The following is a 19,454-nucleotide window of genomic DNA, read 5'->3' on the forward strand; positions in this document are numbered from 1 at the left end:
ATTCACGGCTTTTGCAAAACTGGCACGCCCCCTGCAACAAGCAATACATCTACAGTTTCGGGGGCCCTGGTACAGGCAGGCCGGGTGAACCCCTCTTTTATACGCAGCACCGCCCGTTTTGGGGACCTCGGTACAGGCAGGCCGGGACATCCCCCCTTTATACGCAGTACCCCTTTTGGGGACCCTGGTACAGGCAGGCCGGGATATCCCCTCTTTTATTCGTGCAGTTTCACTTGCACCCGCCAGCGCCCAGCGTCCTCTGCACCGGCCCATTCGCCGTGCAGGGGGCGCGCGGCCACCACCGTCAGCAACAAACCTTCCTTGGTGTGCTGTACCCGCCAGCTCACCGGCTTGCCTTGCAGGCTAAGCTGCCCTTGCTGAGCCTTGCCCTGGGCCTGGAACAGCAACGCCACCGTCCCTTCCACGTTCTCGCCATGCAGCTTGGGCTCTTCGTTGAACCAAAGCTCCAGGCCATCCTGCATCACCTGCACCTGTTGCAACTCACGCTCGTCGGGCGTAGTCAGGCGACCGATCATCAGCCCCACCATCAAGCCGACGATCGCCAACGACAGCATCACCCGTGGGAAGGACTTCGAACGCACGTCCGGTTCAGGAGTAGAATGCCCGTCATCTTCACGCTTGGAGCCGTGCATGTTTCACGTCATCCTTTTTCAACCAGAAATTCCGCCGAATACCGGCAACATCATTCGTCTATGCGCCAACAGCGGCTGCGCCCTGCACCTGATCGAACCCATCAGCTTCGAACTGGATGACAAGCGCCTGCGCCGCGCAGGGCTGGACTACCACGAGTATGCCACGCTCAAGCGTCACGAGAGCTTGGCCGGATGCCTGGAAAGCCTTGGCAACCCACGGTTGTTTGCCTTTACCACCAAGGGCTCGCACCCGTTCCACGAAGTGGCCTTCCAGCCGGGCGACGCCTTCCTGTTCGGGCCGGAGAGCCGCGGGCTGCCGGCCGAGGTGCTGGACAGCCTGCCGGCCGAACACCGCCTGCGCCTGCCGATGCGGCCGGGGTGCCGTAGCCTGAACCTGTCCAATACCGTGGCGGTGACGGTGTATGAGGCGTGGCGGCAGAACGGGTTTGCCGGGAGCTGATGTGTCGCCTGTGCCGGCCTTTTCGCGGGTAAACCCGCTCCTACACAGGTCGAGGGAACGGCGCGATCGCCTGTAGCAGCGGGTTACCCGCGAAGAGGCCCGCACAGGCAAAAAAAAGCGCCCCGAGAGGCGCTTTCTTGATACCGGCAGTTATTACTGCACAGTAGGCGCTTCACCCGCTTCCTGCATACGCTGCATTTCTTGCGCGTACAGGGCGTCGAAGTTGACAGGCGACAGCATCAGCGCCGGGAACGAACCGCGAGTCACCAGGCTATCCAGGGCCTCACGGGCATAAGGGAACAGGATGTTAGGGCAGAACGCACCCAGGGTGTGGCTCATCGAAGGCGCATCGAGGTTGGCGATCAGGAAGATACCGGCCTGCTGCACTTCAGCAATGAAAGCCACTTCGTCACCGTTCTTGACGGTAACCGACAGGGTCAGCACGACCTCGTGGAAGTCGCCTTCCAGGGATTTCTGCTTGGTGTTCAGGTCCAGGGCAACACTTGGCTCCCAGGTCTGACGGAAGATCTGCGGGCTTTTCGGGGCCTCGAACGACAGGTCGCGCACATAGATGCGTTGCAGGGAGAACTGAGGGCTGTTGTCTTCTGCAGCAGCGCCGTTGGTCTGTTGGTCAGTCATGTCAGATCCTTATCCTAATGTTTTTGAATGCAGTGCAAATCAGGCCGCCAGCAGCGCGTCGAGCTTGCCGGCGCGCTCCAGGGCATAGAGGTCATCGCATCCACCGACATGGGTGCTGCCGATCCAGATCTGCGGCACCGACGTACGGCCGGCTTTCTGACTCATCTCGGCGCGAACCTGCGGCTTGCCGTCGACCTTGATTTCCTCGAAGGCCACGCCCTTGCTCTCGAGCAGGTACTTGGCGCGCATGCAGTAGGGGCAGTAGTCGCTGGAATAGACGATGACAGGCTTCATATCACTTCACCAGGGGCAGGTTATCGGCTTTCCAGCTGGAAACGCCACCGCTCAGTTTGGCGGCGTTGTAACCAGCTTTGAGCAGCTCGCGGCAAATAGTGCCGGACTGCTGGCCCATCGCGTCGACGACAATCAGGGTCTTCTCTTTATGTTTGCCCAACTCGGTCATGCGGTTGGCCAGTTTGTCCTGCGGGATGTTCACCGCACCGACGATATGACCAGCGGAGTATTCCTTGGCCGGGCGAATGTCGACCACCAGGGCCTTCTCGGCATTGACCATGGCTGTCAGTTGGCCGTTGGTCAGGCTCTGGCCACCACGACGGATCTCGTTGACGAGCAGCAGGACCAGCAGAATGAGGAAGATCGCAACCAGGATGTAGTGATCTGTCGCGAATTGAATCAGGTGAGCAACCATCAGCGGTGTTCCAGGCGATTGAAAATGCCGGCCAGTATACACAGCCCCTTGGTGCCACCAAAGCCCGACGGGCCGGCCACAAAACCACCTTCATGTGGCGGCCACAGGTGCGCCGGTCAGTGGAATGGGACGAATATTCGCCGCGGGTGGCGTATTTGCCCTAAAATGCGTGTCTTTATCATCTTTGAACAACCGTGAGTTTGATTGATGACGAGCACGCCCAAACCCCTGGTCCTGATTATCCTGGATGGCTTCGGCCATAGCGATATCCCCGAACACAATGCCATCTTTGCCGCCAATAAACCGGTCTATGACCGCCTGTGCGCCACCCAGCCGCATGGCCTTATTTCCGGCTCGGGCATGGATGTCGGCCTGCCGGACGGGCAGATGGGCAACTCCGAAGTCGGTCATATGAACCTCGGCGCAGGTCGTGTCGTCTATCAGGACTTCACCCGGGTGACCAAGGCCATCCGCGACGGCGAGTTCTTCGAAAACCCGGTGCTGACCGGTGCTGTGGACAAGGCAGCCAGTGCTGGCAAGGCCGTGCACATTCTCGGCCTGCTGTCCGATGGTGGCGTACACAGCCACCAGGACCACTTGGTGGCCATGGCCGAATTGGCCGCCCAGCGTGGCGCCGAAAAGATCTACCTGCATGCCTTCCTCGATGGCCGCGACACCCCGCCACGCAGCGCGCAGTCGTCCATCGAACTGCTCGATGCCACCTTCGCCAAGCTGGGCAAGGGCCGCATCGCCAGCCTGATCGGCCGCTACTACGCCATGGACCGCGACAACCGCTGGGACCGTGTCAGCGCCGCCTACAACCTGATCGTCGACAGCGCTGCCGAGTACACCGCTGACACGGCCCAAGCAGGCCTTGAAGCAGCTTACGCCCGCGACGAGAGCGACGAATTCGTCAAGGCCACGCGCATCGGCGAAGCCGTCAAGGTCGAAGATGGCGATGCCGTGATCTTCATGAACTTCCGCGCCGACCGTGCTCGCGAACTGTCGCGTGCATTTGTAGAGCCAGACTTCACGGAATTCGCCCGTGCGCGCCTGCCAAAGATGGCGGCGTACATCGGCCTGACCCAGTATTCGGCGAAGATCCCGGCACCAGCAGCCTTTGCGCCATCCAGCCTCAACAACGTGCTGGGCGAATACCTGGCGAAAAACGGCAAGACCCAGCTGCGCATCGCCGAAACCGAGAAATATGCCCACGTCACCTTCTTCTTCTCTGGTGGCCGCGAAGAGCCGTTCGAAGGCGAAGAACGCATCCTGATCCCGTCGCCGAAGGTCGCCACCTATGACCTGCAACCGGAAATGAGCGCACCAGAGGTGACCGATCGCATCGTCGAAGCCATCGAACAGCAGCGCTTCGACGTCATCGTGGTCAACTACGCCAACGGTGACATGGTCGGCCACACCGGCGTGTTCGAAGCGGCAGTCAAGGCCGTCGAAGCGCTGGATACCTGCGTAGGCCGCATTGTCGACGCGCTGGACAAGGTCGGCGGCGAGGCGCTGATCACCGCCGACCACGGCAACGTCGAGCAGATGGAGGACGAGTGCACCGGCCAGGCGCACACTGCACACACTACCGAGCCGGTACCGTTCATCTATGTTGGCAAGCGCAACGTGAAAGTGCGTGAGGGCGGCGTGCTGGCCGACGTGGCACCGACCATGCTGAAGCTGCTGGGGCTGGAAAAGCCGGTGGAAATGACCGGTACTTCGATTCTGGTCGACGCCTGAATGGCAACGAGGGGCTGCCTTGCAGCCCCAATTGCACATGAATTCCAGACAAACGCCCCCCTGCATCCGCAGCGAGGCGTTTTTTTTGCCTGCCCACGCGGGCATACTAGGCCAGTCTCCATCCTTGGTACGCCAAACCCCATGCTTCGCGCCCTGATCCTCCTAGCCTTGTCTTGCCTGCTCAGCCCGGCCTTCGCCGATGAGCGCGCGCAGACCCAGCAGCAACTGGATGCCACCCGCCAGGACATTGCCGAGCTCAAGAAAACGCTGAGCAAGCTCCAGGAAGAAAAGGCCGGTGTGCAAAAGGACCTCAAAACCACCGAAACCGACATCGGCAACCTCGAAAAGCAGGTGGAGGCCCTGCAGCAAGAACTAAAAAAGACTGAAGGCGAGCTGGAGCGCCTTGATACCGAGAAAAAAAAACTCCAGAGCGCCCGCGTTGAACAACAACGACTGATCGCCATCCAGGCCCGTTCGGCCTACCAGAACAACGGTCGCGAGGAATACCTCAAGCTGCTGCTCAACCAGCAGAACCCCGAGAAATTCGCCCGCACCCTCACCTATTACGACTACCTGAGCAAGGCGCGCCTGGAGCAATTGCGCACCTTCAACGAGACCTTGCGCCAACTGGCCAACGTCGAACAGGAAATTTCCAGCCAGCAGCAACAGCTGCTGGCCCAGCGCGCGGACCTCGACAGCCGCCGCCAGGCGCTGGAAACCGAGCGCGCCAAGCGCCAGCAGGTATTGGCCAAGCTCAACAGCGATGTAAAGGACCGCGGTCAAAAGCTACAAGCGCGCGAACAGGACCAGGCCGACCTGGCCAAGGTCCTGAAGACCATCGAGGAAACCCTCGCCCGCCAGGCCCGTGAAGCTGAAGAAGCGCGCAAGAAGGCCCTGCTGGCGCAGCAGGAAGCGGAAAAACGCCGCAAGCAGGCAGCGCTGGCCGCCGCCGCTGCCCGCGACCAGGCCCGTGAGCCAGCGGAGCCGCCGAAAAAGGCCCGCACCACCCTCGGGCCGATGGTTTCCAGCGATGGTGCGAACTACGGCGGCGCATTTTCTGCTGCGCGGGGCAAACTTCCATGGCCAGTCAATGGTCGACTGCTGGCTCGTTTCGGCGATGCCCGCGGCAGCGACGCCCGTGCCAAATGGGACGGAGTGATGATCAGCGCCACCCCGGGCACTCAGGTACGCGCCGTGCACGGCGGGCGCGTGGTTTTCGCGGACTGGTTGCGCGGCGCCGGGCTTCTGGTCATTCTCGACCATGGCAACGGTTACCTGAGCCTGTACGGCCACAACCAGAGCCTGCTCAAGAATGCCGGTGACATCGTCAAGGCCGGTGAAGCCATTTCCACCGTTGGCAACAGCGGTGGTCAGGAAGCTGCAGGCTTGTACTTCGCTATCCGCCAGCAGGGCCGCCCTACCGACCCTTCGCAGTGGTGCCGAGGCTAGTCACATTTCTACGGCGCAGCCTGAGTGCTGCGCCGATGCTCCCCAGGGAGCGCTTACAGGATCAGGAGTTCGTTCGACATGCTGCACTCGCCTCGTCTCACCCAGCTGGCCCTGTCCATCGCCCTGGCGGTAGGCGCGCCCCTGGCCACCGCCGCAGAGCCGGCCAAGGCCGCCGCAGTGCCAGCCACCGAGGTGACCGCCAAGGCGCCACTGCCGCTGGAAGAACTGCGCACCTTCGCCGAGGTCCTGGACCGTATCAAGGCCGCCTATGTCGAACCGGTAGACGACAAGACCCTGCTGGAAAACGCCATCAAGGGCATGCTTAGCAACCTTGACCCGCACTCGGCCTATCTTGGCCCCGAGGACTTCCAGGAACTGCAGGAAAGCACCAGCGGCGAGTTCGGCGGGCTGGGCATTGAAGTAGGCCAGGAAGACGGCTTCATCAAGGTGGTCTCGCCAATCGACGACACCCCGGCCTCGCGGGCCGGCGTGCAGGCTGGTGACCTGATCGTCAAGATCAACGGCGCCCCGACCCGCGGCCAGACCATGACCGAAGCGGTCGACAAGATGCGCGGCAAGGTCGGCGAGAAAATCACCCTGACCTTGGTGCGCGACGGTGGCACCCCGTTTGACGTGAACCTGACCCGTGCGGTCATTCAGGTCAAGAGCGTGAAGAGCCAGCTACTGGAGAACGATTACGGCTACATCCGTATCACCCAGTTCCAGGTCAAGACCGGTGACGAAGTGGGCAAGGCGCTGGCCAAGCTGCGCAAGGACAACGGCAAGAAGCTGCGCGGGGTAGTGCTGGACCTGCGCAACAACCCAGGCGGCGTGCTGCAGTCGGCGGTGGAAGTGGCCGACCACTTCCTGACCAAAGGCCTGATCGTCTACACCAAGGGCCGCATCGCCAACTCCGAGCTGCGTTTCTCGGCCAACCCGGCCAATGCCAGCGAAGGCGTGCCGTTGGTGGTGCTGATCAACGGTGGCAGTGCATCGGCATCGGAAATTGTCGCTGGCGCCCTGCAGGACCAGAAGCGCGCCGTACTGATGGGTACCGACAGCTTCGGCAAAGGCTCGGTACAGACCGTGCTGCCACTGGCCAACGACCGCGCCCTGAAGCTCACCACTGCGCTCTACTACACCCCCAACGGCCGTTCGATCCAGGCCCAGGGCATCGTCCCGGACATCGAAGTGCGCCAGGCCAAGCTCACCGCCGAGGCCGACACCGAAAACTTCAAGGAAGCCGACCTGCAGGGCCACCTGGGCAACGGCAACGGCGGCGCCGACCGCCCGACGGGCAGCAGCAAGCGCAAGGAACGCCCGCAGGATGACGACTTCCAGCTGAGCCAGGCACTGAGCCTGCTCAAGGGCCTGAACATCACCAAGGGCGACTGAGCCACCCTATGCGTTATCTGCTGTGTCTGTTGTTTTGCCTGATGGCCGGAATCGCGCAAGCGGCGCCGGCCAACAAGGCCTACATGAGCATCATCATCGACGACCTGGGCCAGAGCACCGAGCGTGACAGCCGTACCCTGGCCCTGCCCGGGCCGGTGACCATGGCGATCATGCCCGACACCCCGCATGCCACCGACTTTGCCCGCCAGGCGCACAAGGCCGGCAAGACGGTGATCCTGCACATGCCCATGGACCCGGCCACCGGCCCCTATGCCTGGCACCCGGGCATCGCCATCGAAGAGCTGGCGCGGCGCCTGGACGCAGCATTGGTCAAGGTGCCCTACGCCGCCGGCATCAACAACCACATGGGCAGCCGCATGACCGCACAGCGTGAACCCATGGCGTGGTTGATGGGCGAGCTGCAGCGGCGCCAACTGTTCTTCGTCGACAGCCGCACCAGTGCCGCCACGGTCGCCGCGGCCGAGGCTCAAGCACACGATGTGGCGCATGTGTCGCGGGATGTATTTCTGGATGACGTGCGCACACTGGAAGCCATCGACGCTCAGTTGCAACAGGGTATCGCGCTGGCCCGCAAGCAAGGCTCCGCGGTGTTGATCGGCCACCCATACCCGCAGACGCTCGCGGTGCTGGAAAGTCAAATTCCCCGGCTCAAGCAGTTGGGTATCGAACTGGTCACGCTGCAACAGATGATCGCCACACGTGGCAACCAGGCCATGCCTGCACACGGTAAGCATGGCCGTTACAGCAATCGCTAGCATTTGCTGATCACGGGCAACCGCTGGGCCACCCGGGCGAATGTTCAGAGGTTGAACGGAATGACATCCCTGGCCTGTGCGTAGGTCAGGTTACCCCGATAAATGCTCAGTACCTGCCCCTCGCTCGCCGCCTTCATTTGCTCGCGATACCCCATCTTGCGCTGGCTCCACAGCTTGAGATGGCCTTTGCCAAACGCCGTGGGCGCCGCCTGCGAGTCGGCAAAGTGGAAATGCGCGGCCCACAAGGGTCTACCCTTGGCCTCGCCGGGAGCCCGCAACAGGCTGATCCGGTACTCGTCCAGATAGCCATCGGAGACCACCTGCCGAGGCCCGACATATTCCACTGCAAGCAGCCCCTGTTGATGGAGAAAATTCAGCCCTCTGGAACCTGGATAGCGCGTCTTGCTGTAAAGCGCTACCAAACAGTCCCGGCGGGCCTGACGCAACTGAATCAGCGCATCGTCCATGCCCGCCAGCAGTGCGTGCTCTGCGTTGGCATCGCTGAGCTGTTCACGCAGCTCGGCCACTTCGTTGATCTGGCCGTCCAGCATCGACATCAGGCCCATGTCGTCAGCATCCTTGGCAACCAGGGCTCTGGCTTGAGCGATGACATTTTCATTCTGTGCCAGCATGGCCTCGGCCAGTTCCCGGTTGTTCCTTTCGGACTCCGGGGTAGAAGTCCGCAACGGCTGTTCCGGTTCGCCCGCGGCTACCTCTTCAACCCAGGTGTTTCCCTGCTTCTGGAAGCGATGCAGCGCGCTCTTGTTGAAAGCCGCTACAACTTGCAGCACCGCCTGCCCGTCGACCACCGATTCGCTGCCAATGACTATCTGACCAGCCCGCGTATGGGCCACCTGCAGGCTCTTTCGTGAATAGACCGCACGACGTGTGCCACGAACCTGCCCGTCCGCCTGCTCGCGCATGGCCTCGACCAACGCCTCACCGGCTATGGTTTTCAGTTCCACCATCTGTTGCTTGTAGGCCTCAAGGCGCTGGACATCGATGAGCTTGCTGCCGAGTGTCTTGATCCGTTCGGCGTTGAGAATCGCCGAGAGGTATTCGTCCCACGCACTTTGCAGTACCTCGATTCGTTCGGCGACAGGCAAATCACAGAACATCAGCAGATGATGCGTTTGTGCGGCCACCCGCAGACGCTGACTGGCGAGCGCATGGCGGAAGATCATGTAGTGCTGGGTAGGCGTGCCTTTGTGCCACTGCAGGGCCAGCTCGACCAGGCCCATGGCCTGGAAAAACCGGATGTTGATCGTGGTCGTCTTGCGGCTCTCGATAATGCTCGAGACGGTCAGCGTGGTATTGACGTAAGGCACTTGCATGTCGATATCGGTGATGGCCAACAGGCGATCCAGCTGGCTGGAGACATTGATGATCCTGGGCTGCTCTTCAAGCAACTTCTCCAACATCGTCCGGAACCTGGCATACAACTCGGCCTGTTTCTCTGGCGGTGCCTCATTGAGCGCATTGGTGAGTTGATCGTATTCCCTGAACCCACCCAAGGCCAGGAGCTCATCAATGAAGAACATGCCAAAGCTGATCAGGTTCTTGCGGACCTGGCCCAAGAGTATCCGTTGATCTCTCACGCTGCCGCCCTGCGTCGAGGCGCTCGTCTTGTCGAGCACGTAGATAATGTTGCGTTCAGCCTCGAGATACCCCTGGAATAGACTGTCGTTCAACGCCAGGCGCCGGGTGCGCAGCGCATTCGTCTGCTCGTGCAACTGCTGGAGTTTGCGCTTGAACAACTCGGTAGCCTGCTCGAATTGCGCACGTTCGCCCGGGTCGGTTGGTGGCGCCTTTTGCAACCGATCCTCGACTTTCTTTACCGGATCACGCAAACCGACAACCTGCTCGCTCAACGCGTTGAAATCCTTCGTGGCAGCCTCCGCGGCCAAGAGAAGCCGCTCTATCTCGGCCTGAGCCTTGGCGATCGGCCCGCTTAGTTTCTTGCGCAGTCGCTCGCGGGCCAACTCGCCGGAGCGATCATTGCCACCGTGCAATCGCGAATTATTGAGGCGCCAGACATTGCCGTCGCGCATCAGGTATGGCCCAACCGTGCCGTCCGGACCGATGATGCGAAACGCTGCGTTATCAAGGCTGACTCGGTAGACATCACCGTCCAGAGACACATAGAAATCATCCCCAATCCGCACCAGGCCAGCAGCCACGCCCTGCGTCTGCGGTTCACGCCCCGCCAGCGAAACGCTGGTCGCCAACGCCCGCATTTGACCGCGCTGGGCACTCGACAGGCCGTTGAGCCCCCCAGCCCCACGCCAGGAAAAGTCCAGGTGGGTGTTGGCCATCGCCTGCAGCCTGTCGACCGAGGCACTGGGCTCCCGCGTTGCTGTGGAAAGGTTCGCCAACTCGATCCCGTTGCCTGGAGGTGGCCCCTGGAGCAGCGATGGCGGCAGGTCGCCAGAAACGGCCGGCGCTGCCAGTTTCGGCGTCTGCAGGTGTATCAGCGCCAGCAAGGTGTTGTTCAGCACATCGACCATCGCCTGGATTCGCTCGTCGAGATGCGGGCTGGCCAGCCCCTGCACATCGTTGATCAGGCTGCGCATGCCGATGTAAAGCCAGGCAACCGAGGTGAGCGGCCCCGGTAACACCGGAAACACAACATTCAGCAGCTCCCAGGAAAATGCCGTGACCAGCCGCCAGCGCACCTCGCTGTTACTCATGGCGCTGCGATCCGCCAGCTCCAGCAACATCCGGCCCTTGGCTTCGAACATCTGCCGATCCACGTCCTGCGCCCAGAACTGCAGCGCCAACTGAACAGGCTGCGGTTTCGCCGGGAGGGTGTAAGGGTCGAGCAGCCATTGGGGCAGGTGCGGCTCCCGGAAGCCGCCGTTGTCGTAGACCCCGCGCTGAGCTTGCTCGATCCACAGCAGCACGCTGTCCTGCAACGCCCCCGGGCGGCTGATCGCATCCAACAGCGCCTGAGCGCTGTCGAACTGAATCAGCGCCTTGTCGGTGTACAGCGGGCAATACAACAGATGAGCACCCAGCTCGATGAGTTCGATCACGTAGAAACCATGCGCCACGTCGACCCTCTCTGATGTCGGCGAGCGTTTGAACGCAAGCGGTGCAATCCGCACAGCCGCTGCACCTTCCTGGCCACTACGGCAGAATTCTGCCAGGGCGCCGTAGGCGAACTTGTCGAGCCGCTTGACTGCCCGCGCCCGCGCGGCATCGAACATCAGGGTAATACGCCAGCGTATGGCAAATGCCGAGATGTGTTCGGCGCGGCTCGCCGAGCGATCGAGCATCGACTGTACATGACGTGGATACGTGCCGCCGATGTCGACTCGCTGCACCAGCTCACGGACGTAATCAATGGTCATCCACTTCATGATCAGCTGGTTTTCCCGGTGCGCGATGTGTGTCACCACCCCTCCTGCTGTGGCATCCAGGCGGCCGATCGCCAGTTGCGTCAGGGTCAACTTCTTTTCACCGGTCTTCTGGCCGAAGCCCAGCCCGTGACCGTCACTGACAAAGGTCTCGACGCTGAGGATAAGGTCATCAGGAAAGTAATTGGCGTCTACCGGGTGGTCATGCAGCATCGCTTCGCGCAGGCGTGTCGCCGCATAGGTGTGCAAGTCCGGCAGACCGTCCTGAATGCCCTGGTCTGGGCTGTGCTGTTGCAGTAGCGACAAGTCGAGCATGGCTTGCAGGTAGGCGGTCTGGCTATCCGTATCGGCTCGCGACAGGCCCTTGGGAAGCGCCAGGCCCAGCCCACCGGTGCCCTGGTCACTGAACTCGGCAAAAAAGGACGCGGGCTCGCAGGCCAAATGGCAGTAATGCTCCAGTTGGTCGACGCTGTCGATCGCACTCCAGCGCAGGCGGGCCAAGCGTTCGAGCAAGATTTCCAGCAACAGGGCGCTGTACAGGGCGAAAGCGTCGCCCTCCACAGTCAGGCCCTGCCAGCTCAACTCATCAAACCGGTAACGTCCAGCCATCTGTATTTGCAACGCCGCGCCGAATGAAGCCTGGGCGTCAAAACTGCGGACCAGGCCTTCGGGAGAACACCAGAGTGTCAGTTCGCGAACTTCACTGGAGGCGGTAATCAGCAAGCCGGGCAACAGCTCATGGAAAGTGTCTTCGCCCTGACGTAACGCTACCCGCACCAGCTGCACATCGAGCCCGGTGCGGTTGCCCATCATCAGGTCACGCAGCAGCTTGCGTTGTTCGTCGTCCAGCGCTTCGTCTTTCAGGCCATCGAGCAGGTTGGCGCGCAACAACTGCTGCAACCACAGGTCGCGGTCGATCGTGGCGTCGCCGTTCCAATAGTCGATCTGCGCTTGCTGGAAGTGCCATAGCAGCATCGGCAGCAATGCGTTGAGGCCATCGGTCAGGCGCGCGGGCTCGATCAAATCGCCCTCGGCAGTTTCGAGGCTCGACTCGATGGCGAAAAAGCGCCGGGGCGGGTTCAGGCTAAGGCGGTAGTCACCCGCTGGGGCGAGGTCCAGTGGTTTAGCCGCAAGCAGGGCCTGCAGCACCACATCCACCAGCGGCTGAGGGTGCCAGACGCCATCCGGATGCATGGACATCAGGTACAGCGGTGCAGCCGAGGTCATCTCAGGGCGATGTACGCCAACCAGAGGATAGTGCTCCAGGATCACCTTCATGACCTGTTCCCCTGCGACCTGGCGGAGCGTGGGACGGCTGGCGAACTGGGCGGCGACTGCGTGTTTGAGGTTGTGCGCGTGAGTGGCGGGCATGACCAGGACTCGTTATGGAATGAACCACAAAGCGTCCTGGAGATGTTATCGAAAGAGGTGCTACATATTACTGCTGGCAGGCCGCGGCACCTGGCGGTGCGGCGACCTGCCGGGCAGTCAGCTATAGACGCGGCCAAGCACCTGGCGATGGCTCTCGAACTGGTCGAGCACATCACGCACGATCTGGTCTGGGGCAAAGCCCATCAGGTCGTATTCCTGACTGCCGTCATGCAGGTAGACCTCGGCGCGGTAGAAGCGCTGGCGCAGTTCAGGCTCACCCTCGACCGGCGCCTCGCTCGGCGCGGCCATATAGCCGTCAAGGCTCACCTCATAGACGAACGGGTTGCCTTCTTCCATCATCACCCGCAAGCCCATCAGGTTGCGCGACTGGCCAACGCGGGTTTCCACCTCGAAGCCCAACGTCTGCAGCTGTGCAGCGGCTTCTTTCAACGCCGGGCTGACCTGCTTGTCCATGAAACGCTGCACCACGGCCTGGGTCGGCTGCAGTTCCAGCTGGGTCAGGCGCTCGCTGAAGCCGCGACGGCCGCGGGCGGCCAGTTCGGCGCGCTCCTGCTCGATCACCACGTCCTGCTTCATGGCCTTGTACAGGCCGAACATGAACAGCACCAGCACCACCGAGAACGGCAGGCCCGCCAGCACGACCATGGTCTGCATGGCCTCGAAGTTACCGGCAAACAGCAGGCCGATGGTCACCAGGGTGATCACCACGGACCAGAACACCACCATCCAGTGCGGGGCGTCTTCGTCGACCTTGCCGCCTTTGCACGACAGGTTGGCCATCATCACCGCGCCGGAGTCGGCCGGGGTGAGGAACAGCACGAAACCGACGAACACCGCCACACCAATCACGATCTTGGCCGCCGGGAAGTATTCCAGCAGCTGGTAGATCGACATCGACGGCTGTTCCAGCGCAGTCTTGCCCAGTTCCACAGCGCCCTGGTTGATCACCAGGTCCAGTGCGGTATTGCCGAAGATCGACAGCCAGGCCAGGGTGAAGCCCAGCGGAATCAGCAGCACGCCCATGACCAACTGGCGCACGGTACGGCCCTTGGAGATACGCGCAATGAACATGCCGACGAACGGGCCCCAGGAGATCCACCAGGCCCAGTAGAACACGGTCCACAGACCCAACCAGCGCTCGGACTTGCCGGCTTCGCCTTCATACACATAAAGGTCGAAGGTTTTCAGCACGATGCCGTTGAGGTAGTCACCGACGTTCTGCACGAGGCCATTGAGCAGGTGCAGGGTTTCGCCGCCCAGCAATACGAAAATCAGCAGGCCGCTGAACAGCACGATGTTCAGGTTGGACAGGCGACGAATGCCGTTTTCCACACCCGAGACCGCAGCCACGGTGGCCACACCGGCCATGACCAGAATCACCACCAGCAGGTTGGTCTTGCTGTGGTCCATGCCGAACAGGTATTCCAGGCCCGAAGAGACCTGCATCGAGCCGATACCCAGGTTGGTCACCAGGCCAAGCAGGGTGACGAACATGCCGAAGATGTCGACGGCATTGCCGGCAGCACCCTTGACCCAACGCTCGCCCACCAGCGGGTACAGCGCCGAGCGCAGTGCCAGCGGCTGGTTGTGGCGGTAAGCGAAGTAACCCACGGCCAGGCCGACCAGGGCATAGATCGCCCAGCCGTGCAGGCCCCAGTGCAGGAAGGTCAGCTGCAAGCCCTGGCGAGCGGCCTCGAGGCTGGCCGGTGTGCCTTCCGGGGGATTGAAATAGTGGTCCAGCGGCTCGGAAGCGCCGAAGTACAGCAGCGAAATACCGATACCGGACGAGAACAGCATGCCGGCCCAGGCGCCATAGCTGAAGTCCGGCTGGTCGTCCTTGCCACCCAGCTTGAGGCTGCCGTAGTCGGAGAAAGCCAGGTAGACGACGAACAGCAGGTATCCGCAGATGACCAGCATGTAGTACCAGCCAAAGGTACGCGTCAGCCACTTCTGGGCCACGCCCAGCACTTGGCCGGCAGTTTCGGGTGCAGCGATCAGCAAGGCAGTCAGAACAAGGATCATCAGCGCGGAGGTGAAGAACACCACGCGGTTGACCCGTACCCTCTCGGCGGGGGGCTTGATAAGTGAGGCAGAACTCATTGCACGAATGCTCCGGGCAGTGCGGCTGTGGAGGCTAATCAGTCTTTCCCGAGCAATTGGTGGAATATCCCCACTGCATCAGGTGTTATAAAAGAACCCTGGAAACCGTGATCCCGAATCGATACGTTGCCAAAAACAGACAGGTGGCCTGCTGAAAATGCCACGCCTCAACGGAGGTGCGCGCATTCGTCACAGAGCACCCCGCCCGCTCCAAGGGCCTGCCGCAGGACCAATGACCGTACGGCAGAATCTGCATTTCGCATCGCTCACGCCCGTCAACGCCTTGTATTCCGGGGGTTACACGATTTCCTGGGGTGTCAATCCGTGCCTTCTCGACCGCCTGAAAAACTGTCAATGGCACAAATTGTCGCAGAGCTTATTCTTTATTGATTGAACGTTCAATCAAAACAAAATAGACTGGCCTTCGCCGAGTCAGCCGCCTGTCGTCTGCTCGCAGGCCTGAGGAGATAGCAAGATGCCCAAGGTCGGTATGCAACCCATCCGGCGCCAGCAGTTGATCGAAGCCACCTTGCAGGCGGTCGATCAGGTCGGACTGGGGGACGCCAGCATTGCGCTGATTGCCCGTTTGGCCGGTGTGTCGAACGGCATCATCAGTCACTACTTTCGGGACAAGAACGGCCTGATCGCAGCGACGATGGGTTACATCATGAGCATGCTCAACGAAGGCGTCAGAGCACGTCGCCAGGCCCTGAAAGACGACAGCCCGCGCGCTCACCTGAAAGTGATCATCGAGGGCAACTTCGATGCCAGCCAGGTAAACGGCCCGGCAATGAAAACCTGGTTGGCCTTCTGGGCTTCCAGCATGCACCAGCCCGATTTGCACAGGTTGCAGCGGATCAACGACCACCGCTTGTATTCCAACCTGTGCTGCCAGTTCCGCCGCGTCCTGCCGCTCTACCATGCGCGCAAGGCAGCCCGCGGTCTGGCAGCCCTGATCGACGGTTTGTGGCTGCGTGGCGCCCTGTCGGGTGATGCATTCGACACCGACCAGGCGGTACGGATTGCTTACGAATACATGGAACTACAACTGGCCAAGCAGCACACCCTGGGCACAAACGACCAGGCTGCTGACCATGCGCGCAGGGCCCTTGCCAACCCGGCAGGAGCATGACGCGCAAGCCAAACCACACACTGCACTTGCGAGGACACTATGGCCCGTTTCGGAACGCAAAAACTCTACATTGATGGCGCTTACGTCGACGCTGGCAGCGATGCCACTTTCGAAGCCATCAACCCGGCCACTGGCGAAGTCCTCGCCCACGTACAGCGTGCTACCGAGGCAGACGTCGAGAAGGCCGTGGAAAGCGCCGAGCGTGGCCAGAAGATCTGGGCCGCGATGACCGCCATGCAGCGTTCGCGCATCCTGCGCCGCGCCGTCGACATCCTGCGCGAGCGCAACGACGAGCTGGCCATGCTGGAAACCCTGGACACCGGCAAGTCTTACTCCGAAACCCGCTACGTCGACATCGTTACCGGCGCCGACGTGCTGGAATACTACGCAGGCCTGGTACCGGCCATCGAGGGCGAGCAGATTCCGCTGCGCGAATCGTCCTTCGTCTACACCCGCCGCGAGCCGCTGGGCGTGACTGTGGGCATCGGTGCCTGGAACTACCCGATCCAGATCGCCCTGTGGAAATCTGCCCCGGCCCTGGCCGCTGGTAACGCGATGATCTTCAAACCGTCGGAAGTCACCTCGCTGACCACTCTGAAACTGGCCGAGATCTACACCGAAGCCGGCCTGCCAAACGGCGTGTTCAACGTTCTGACCGGTAGCGGCCGCGAAGTCGGCACCTGGCTGACCGAGCACCCGCGCATCGAAAAAGTGTCGTTCACCGGCGGCACCACCACCGGCAAGAAAGTCATGGCCAGCGCCTCCAGCTCTTCGCTGAAGGAAGTGACCATGGAACTGGGCGGCAAATCGCCACTGATCATCTGTGCCGACGCCGATCTGGACAAGGCCGCTGACATCGCCATGATGGCCAACTTCTACAGCTCGGGCCAGGTGTGCACCAACGGTACCCGCGTATTCATCCCAGCTGAAATGAAGGCGGCCTTCGAAGCCAAGATCGCCGAGCGCGTTGCCCGCATCCGCGTTGGCAACCCGGAAGACGAAAACACCAACTTCGGCCCGCTGGTCAGCTTCCAGCACATGGAAAGCGTGCTGGGCTACATCGCCAAAGGCAAGGAAGAAGGTGCCCGCGTCCTGTGCGGCGGCGAGCGTCTGACTGCCGGTGACTTCGCCAAAGGTGCCTTCGTTGCCCCGACCGTGTTCACCGACTGCACCGACGACATGACCATCGTCAAGGAAGAGATCTTCGGCCCGGTGATGAGCATTCTCACCTACGAAACCGAAGAAGAAGTGATCCGCCGTGCCAACGACACCGACTACGGCCTGGCCGCCGGCGTCTGCACCAACGACATCACCCGCGCCCACCGCATCATCCACAAGCTCGAAGCCGGTATCTGCTGGATCAACGCCTGGGGTGAATCGCCGGCCGAAATGCCGGTAGGTGGCTACAAGCAGTCGGGCGTCGGCCGTGAAAACGGCGTCAGCTCGCTGGCTCAATACACTCGCATCAAGTCGGTCCAGGTCGAGCTGGGCGGCTATACCTCGGTTTTCTGAACCCTGTCTAGCCACGCCCGTGCCACCGCGCACGGGCGTACCCGCTCCCCGATCACCGCCAACACGAGGGTACTTTCATGTCCCAAGAATTCGATTACATCATCGTCGGTGCCGGCTCGGCCGGTAACACCCTGGCGACCCGCCTGACCGAAGACGCCGGCGTCACCGTCTTGCTGCTGGAAGCCGGTGGCCCCGACTACCGCTTCGACTTCCGCACCCAGATGCCAGCCGCCCTGGCCTTCCCGCTGCAAGGCCGCCGCTACAACTGGGCTTACGAGACCGACCCAGAGCCGCACATGGACGGCCGCCGCATGGAATGTGGCCGTGGCAAGGGCCTGGGTGGCTCGTCGCTGATCAACGGCATGTGCTACATCCGCGGCAACGCCATGGACTTCGACGGCTGGGCAGAACTGCCAGGCCTGGAAGACTGGACCTACCTCGACTGCCTGCCGTACTTCCGCAAAGCCGAAACCCGTGACATCGGCCCTAACGACTACCACGGCGGTGACGGCCCGGTCAGCGTTGCTACGCCAAAGGCCGGCAACAACCCGCTGTTCCACGCCATGGTTGAAGCTGGCGTGCAAGCCGGTTACCCGCGCACCGAAGACCTCAACGGCTACCAGCAGGAAGGCTTCGGCCCGATGGACCGTTCGGTGACCAAGAATGGCCGCCGCTCCAGCACCGCCCGTGGCTACCTGGACCAGGCCAAGAAACGCCCGAACCTGACCATCGTCACCCACGCCCTGAGCGACCGCGTGCTGTTCGACGGCAAGCGCGCCGTAGGCGTGACCTACCTGGTCGGCGACAGCGAAGAGCGCGTTGAAGCCCGCGCCCGCAAGGAAGTGATCGTCAGCTCTGGCGCCATCGCTTCGCCGCAGCTGCTGCAGCGCTCCGGCGTCGGCCCGCGCGCCCTGCTGGAAAGCCTCGACATCCCGGTTGTGCACGACCTGCCGGGCGTTGGTGAAAACCTTCAGGACCACCTGGAACTGTACCTGCAGTACGCCTGCACCCAGCCGGTATCGCTGTACCCATCGCTGCTGTGGTGGAACCAGCCGGCCATCGGTGCCGAGTGGTTGTTCAATGGCACCGGCATCGGCGCCAGCAACCAGTTCGAGGCCGGTGGTTTCATTCGTACCCGCCCTGAATTCAAGTGGCCGAACATCCAGTACCACTTCCTGCCGGTTGCGATTAACTACAACGGCTCCAATGGTGTGAAGGAACATGGCTTCCAGGCGCACATGGGCTCCATGCGCTCGCCTGCCCGTGGCCGCATCCAGGCCAAGTCGAAAGACCCACGCCAGCACCCGAGCATCCTGTTCAACTACATGTCCACCGAGCAGGACTGGCAGGAATTCCGTGACGGCATCCGCCTGACCCGTGAAATCATGGCCCAGCCAGCGCTGGACCCATACCGTGGCCGCGAAATCAGCCCGGGCCCCGACGTGCAAACCGACGAGCAGCTGGACAAGTTCATCCGCGAGCACGCCGAAACCGCCTTCCACCCATCCTGCTCGTGCAAGATGGGCACTGACGACATGGCCGTGGTCGATGGCGAAGGCCGCGTGCATGGCATGCAGGGCCTGCGCGTGGTCGATGCGTCGATCATGCCGCTGATCATCACCGGTAACCTCAATGCCACCACGATCATGATTGCCGAGAAGATTTCGGACAAGATCCGTGGTCGCAAGCCACTGCCGCGCAGCACCGCCAAGTACTACGTGGCAGGGGATGCACCAGTGAAAGGCAAGCCGATGCGTGAAGTGAAGCAGGGCTGAGGCCTTGATCAGGGGCCGCGCAGCGGCCCCTTTCACGTTTGCTCAGGCGGGCAGCGCAAAGAAAGCTTCCCTGCCACTGATCTGCCTGACCAGCCGCTCTCGCCCCGCTGTCGCGGTGGCATGGTGGCGAAGCACATGGCCCGCCGCCCGGCGCGCCAGATTGTGCAAATCAGGAAATTGCCCGAGCAGGCACTGAGCCACCTAGGCGAGGAAAATGGTTTCTTTGCCATTCATGTTACTCAGCTGCCTGACAGTGGGCGAACATTACAGCCGCACGCCGCAACGACGATGCGGTATCGCTTTACAGCCTGCGTCGGCCTCAGGTTAGAATCGATTGGCACGCGACCTGCTAGCTTTTGC

General features: G+C 61.8%; 14 protein-coding genes. 8 read left to right on the plus strand and 6 right to left on the minus strand.

The window, feature by feature from the left end; genetic code table 11:
* Window positions 1–215: 215 nt before the first annotated feature.
* Window positions 216–653, minus strand: coding sequence for a hypothetical protein (locus ACF8EF_RS21135; protein ID WP_392529340.1), 438 nt, complete (start codon window positions 651–653; stop codon window positions 216–218).
* Between ACF8EF_RS21135 and trmL the strand changes: the two genes are divergently transcribed.
* On the plus strand, window positions 652–1,113 hold the full coding sequence (trmL, locus tag ACF8EF_RS21140; RefSeq protein WP_003249209.1) for a tRNA (uridine(34)/cytosine(34)/5-carboxymethylaminomethyluridine(34)-2'-O)-methyltransferase TrmL: 462 nt from the start codon (window positions 652–654) through the stop codon (window positions 1,111–1,113). The two genes, ACF8EF_RS21135 and trmL, sit on opposite strands and share 2 nt — an antisense overlap.
* A 153-nt stretch (window positions 1,114–1,266) precedes the next feature.
* Here the strand turns inward: trmL and secB are convergent, their stop codons facing one another.
* Genes secB through ACF8EF_RS21155 form a run of 3 tightly spaced genes read right to left on the minus strand, consistent with a single transcriptional unit; the run spans window position 1,267 to window position 2,461 of the window.
* Entirely contained in the window at window positions 1,267–1,752 is a 486-nt protein-coding gene (gene secB, locus ACF8EF_RS21145; protein ID WP_003249206.1) for a protein-export chaperone SecB, read from the minus strand.
* 39 nt (window positions 1,753–1,791) lie between these two features.
* Window positions 1,792–2,046: a glutaredoxin 3 gene (gene grxC, locus ACF8EF_RS21150; protein ID WP_003249204.1), complete on the minus strand. Its 255-nt coding sequence runs from the start codon at window positions 2,044–2,046 to the stop codon at window positions 1,792–1,794.
* Between the two features lies 1 nt (window position 2,047).
* Window positions 2,048–2,461 (minus strand): rhodanese-like domain-containing protein, encoded by a 414-nt coding sequence (locus ACF8EF_RS21155; RefSeq protein WP_392460886.1) that lies wholly within the window; start codon window positions 2,459–2,461, stop codon window positions 2,048–2,050.
* Between the two features lie 207 nt (window positions 2,462–2,668).
* Between ACF8EF_RS21155 and gpmI the strand changes: the two genes are divergently transcribed.
* The 4 genes from gpmI (at window position 2,669) to ACF8EF_RS21175 (ending at window position 7,824) form a co-directional block, all read left to right on the plus strand.
* Window positions 2,669–4,204 carry a 2,3-bisphosphoglycerate-independent phosphoglycerate mutase gene (gene gpmI, locus ACF8EF_RS21160; protein ID WP_176684806.1) on the plus strand — a complete coding sequence of 512 codons (1,536 nt, stop codon included), beginning with the start codon at window positions 2,669–2,671 and terminating at the stop codon, window positions 4,202–4,204.
* 141 nt (window positions 4,205–4,345) lie between these two features.
* A complete protein-coding gene (locus ACF8EF_RS21165) occupies window positions 4,346–5,653 on the plus strand; it encodes a murein hydrolase activator EnvC family protein (RefSeq protein ID WP_392460887.1) in 1,308 nt (435 codons plus the stop codon).
* A 78-nt stretch (window positions 5,654–5,731) separates the two neighbouring features.
* A complete protein-coding gene (locus ACF8EF_RS21170; RefSeq protein ID WP_176684804.1) occupies window positions 5,732–7,048 on the plus strand; it encodes a S41 family peptidase in 1,317 nt (438 codons plus the stop codon).
* An 8-nt stretch (window positions 7,049–7,056) separates the two neighbouring features.
* Window positions 7,057–7,824, plus strand: a complete 768-nt coding sequence (locus tag ACF8EF_RS21175) for a divergent polysaccharide deacetylase family protein (RefSeq protein ID WP_176684803.1) — start codon at window positions 7,057–7,059, stop codon at window positions 7,822–7,824.
* A 44-nt stretch (window positions 7,825–7,868) separates the two neighbouring features.
* On the opposite strand, the gene ACF8EF_RS21180 is transcribed toward ACF8EF_RS21175, so the two are convergent.
* Window positions 7,869–12,554: a dermonecrotic toxin domain-containing protein gene (locus ACF8EF_RS21180; RefSeq protein WP_392460888.1), complete on the minus strand. Its 4,686-nt coding sequence runs from the start codon at window positions 12,552–12,554 to the stop codon at window positions 7,869–7,871.
* A 117-nt stretch (window positions 12,555–12,671) separates the two neighbouring features.
* Window positions 12,672–14,675, minus strand: a complete 2,004-nt coding sequence (locus ACF8EF_RS21185) for a BCCT family transporter (RefSeq protein ID WP_370844375.1) — start codon at window positions 14,673–14,675, stop codon at window positions 12,672–12,674.
* 475 nt (window positions 14,676–15,150) lie between these two features.
* On the opposite strand from ACF8EF_RS21185, the gene betI reads away from it, so the two are divergent.
* The 3 genes from betI (at window position 15,151) to betA (ending at window position 19,094) form a co-directional block, all read left to right on the plus strand.
* Entirely contained in the window at window positions 15,151–15,807 is a 657-nt protein-coding gene (betI, locus tag ACF8EF_RS21190; protein ID WP_209969470.1) for a transcriptional regulator BetI, read from the plus strand.
* Window positions 15,808–15,846: 39 nt separating this feature from the next.
* Window positions 15,847–17,319 (plus strand): betaine-aldehyde dehydrogenase, encoded by a 1,473-nt coding sequence (gene betB, locus ACF8EF_RS21195; protein WP_176684799.1) that lies wholly within the window; start codon window positions 15,847–15,849, stop codon window positions 17,317–17,319.
* A gap of 77 nt (window positions 17,320–17,396) precedes the next feature.
* Window positions 17,397–19,094 (plus strand): choline dehydrogenase, encoded by a 1,698-nt coding sequence (gene betA, locus ACF8EF_RS21200; protein WP_176684798.1) that lies wholly within the window; start codon window positions 17,397–17,399, stop codon window positions 19,092–19,094.
* Window positions 19,095–19,454: the final 360 nt, after the last annotated feature.

This window comes from Pseudomonas sp. zjy_15 (assembly GCF_043101865.1).
GTDB classification, from domain to species: domain Bacteria; phylum Pseudomonadota; class Gammaproteobacteria; order Pseudomonadales; family Pseudomonadaceae; genus Aquipseudomonas; species Aquipseudomonas putida_Y.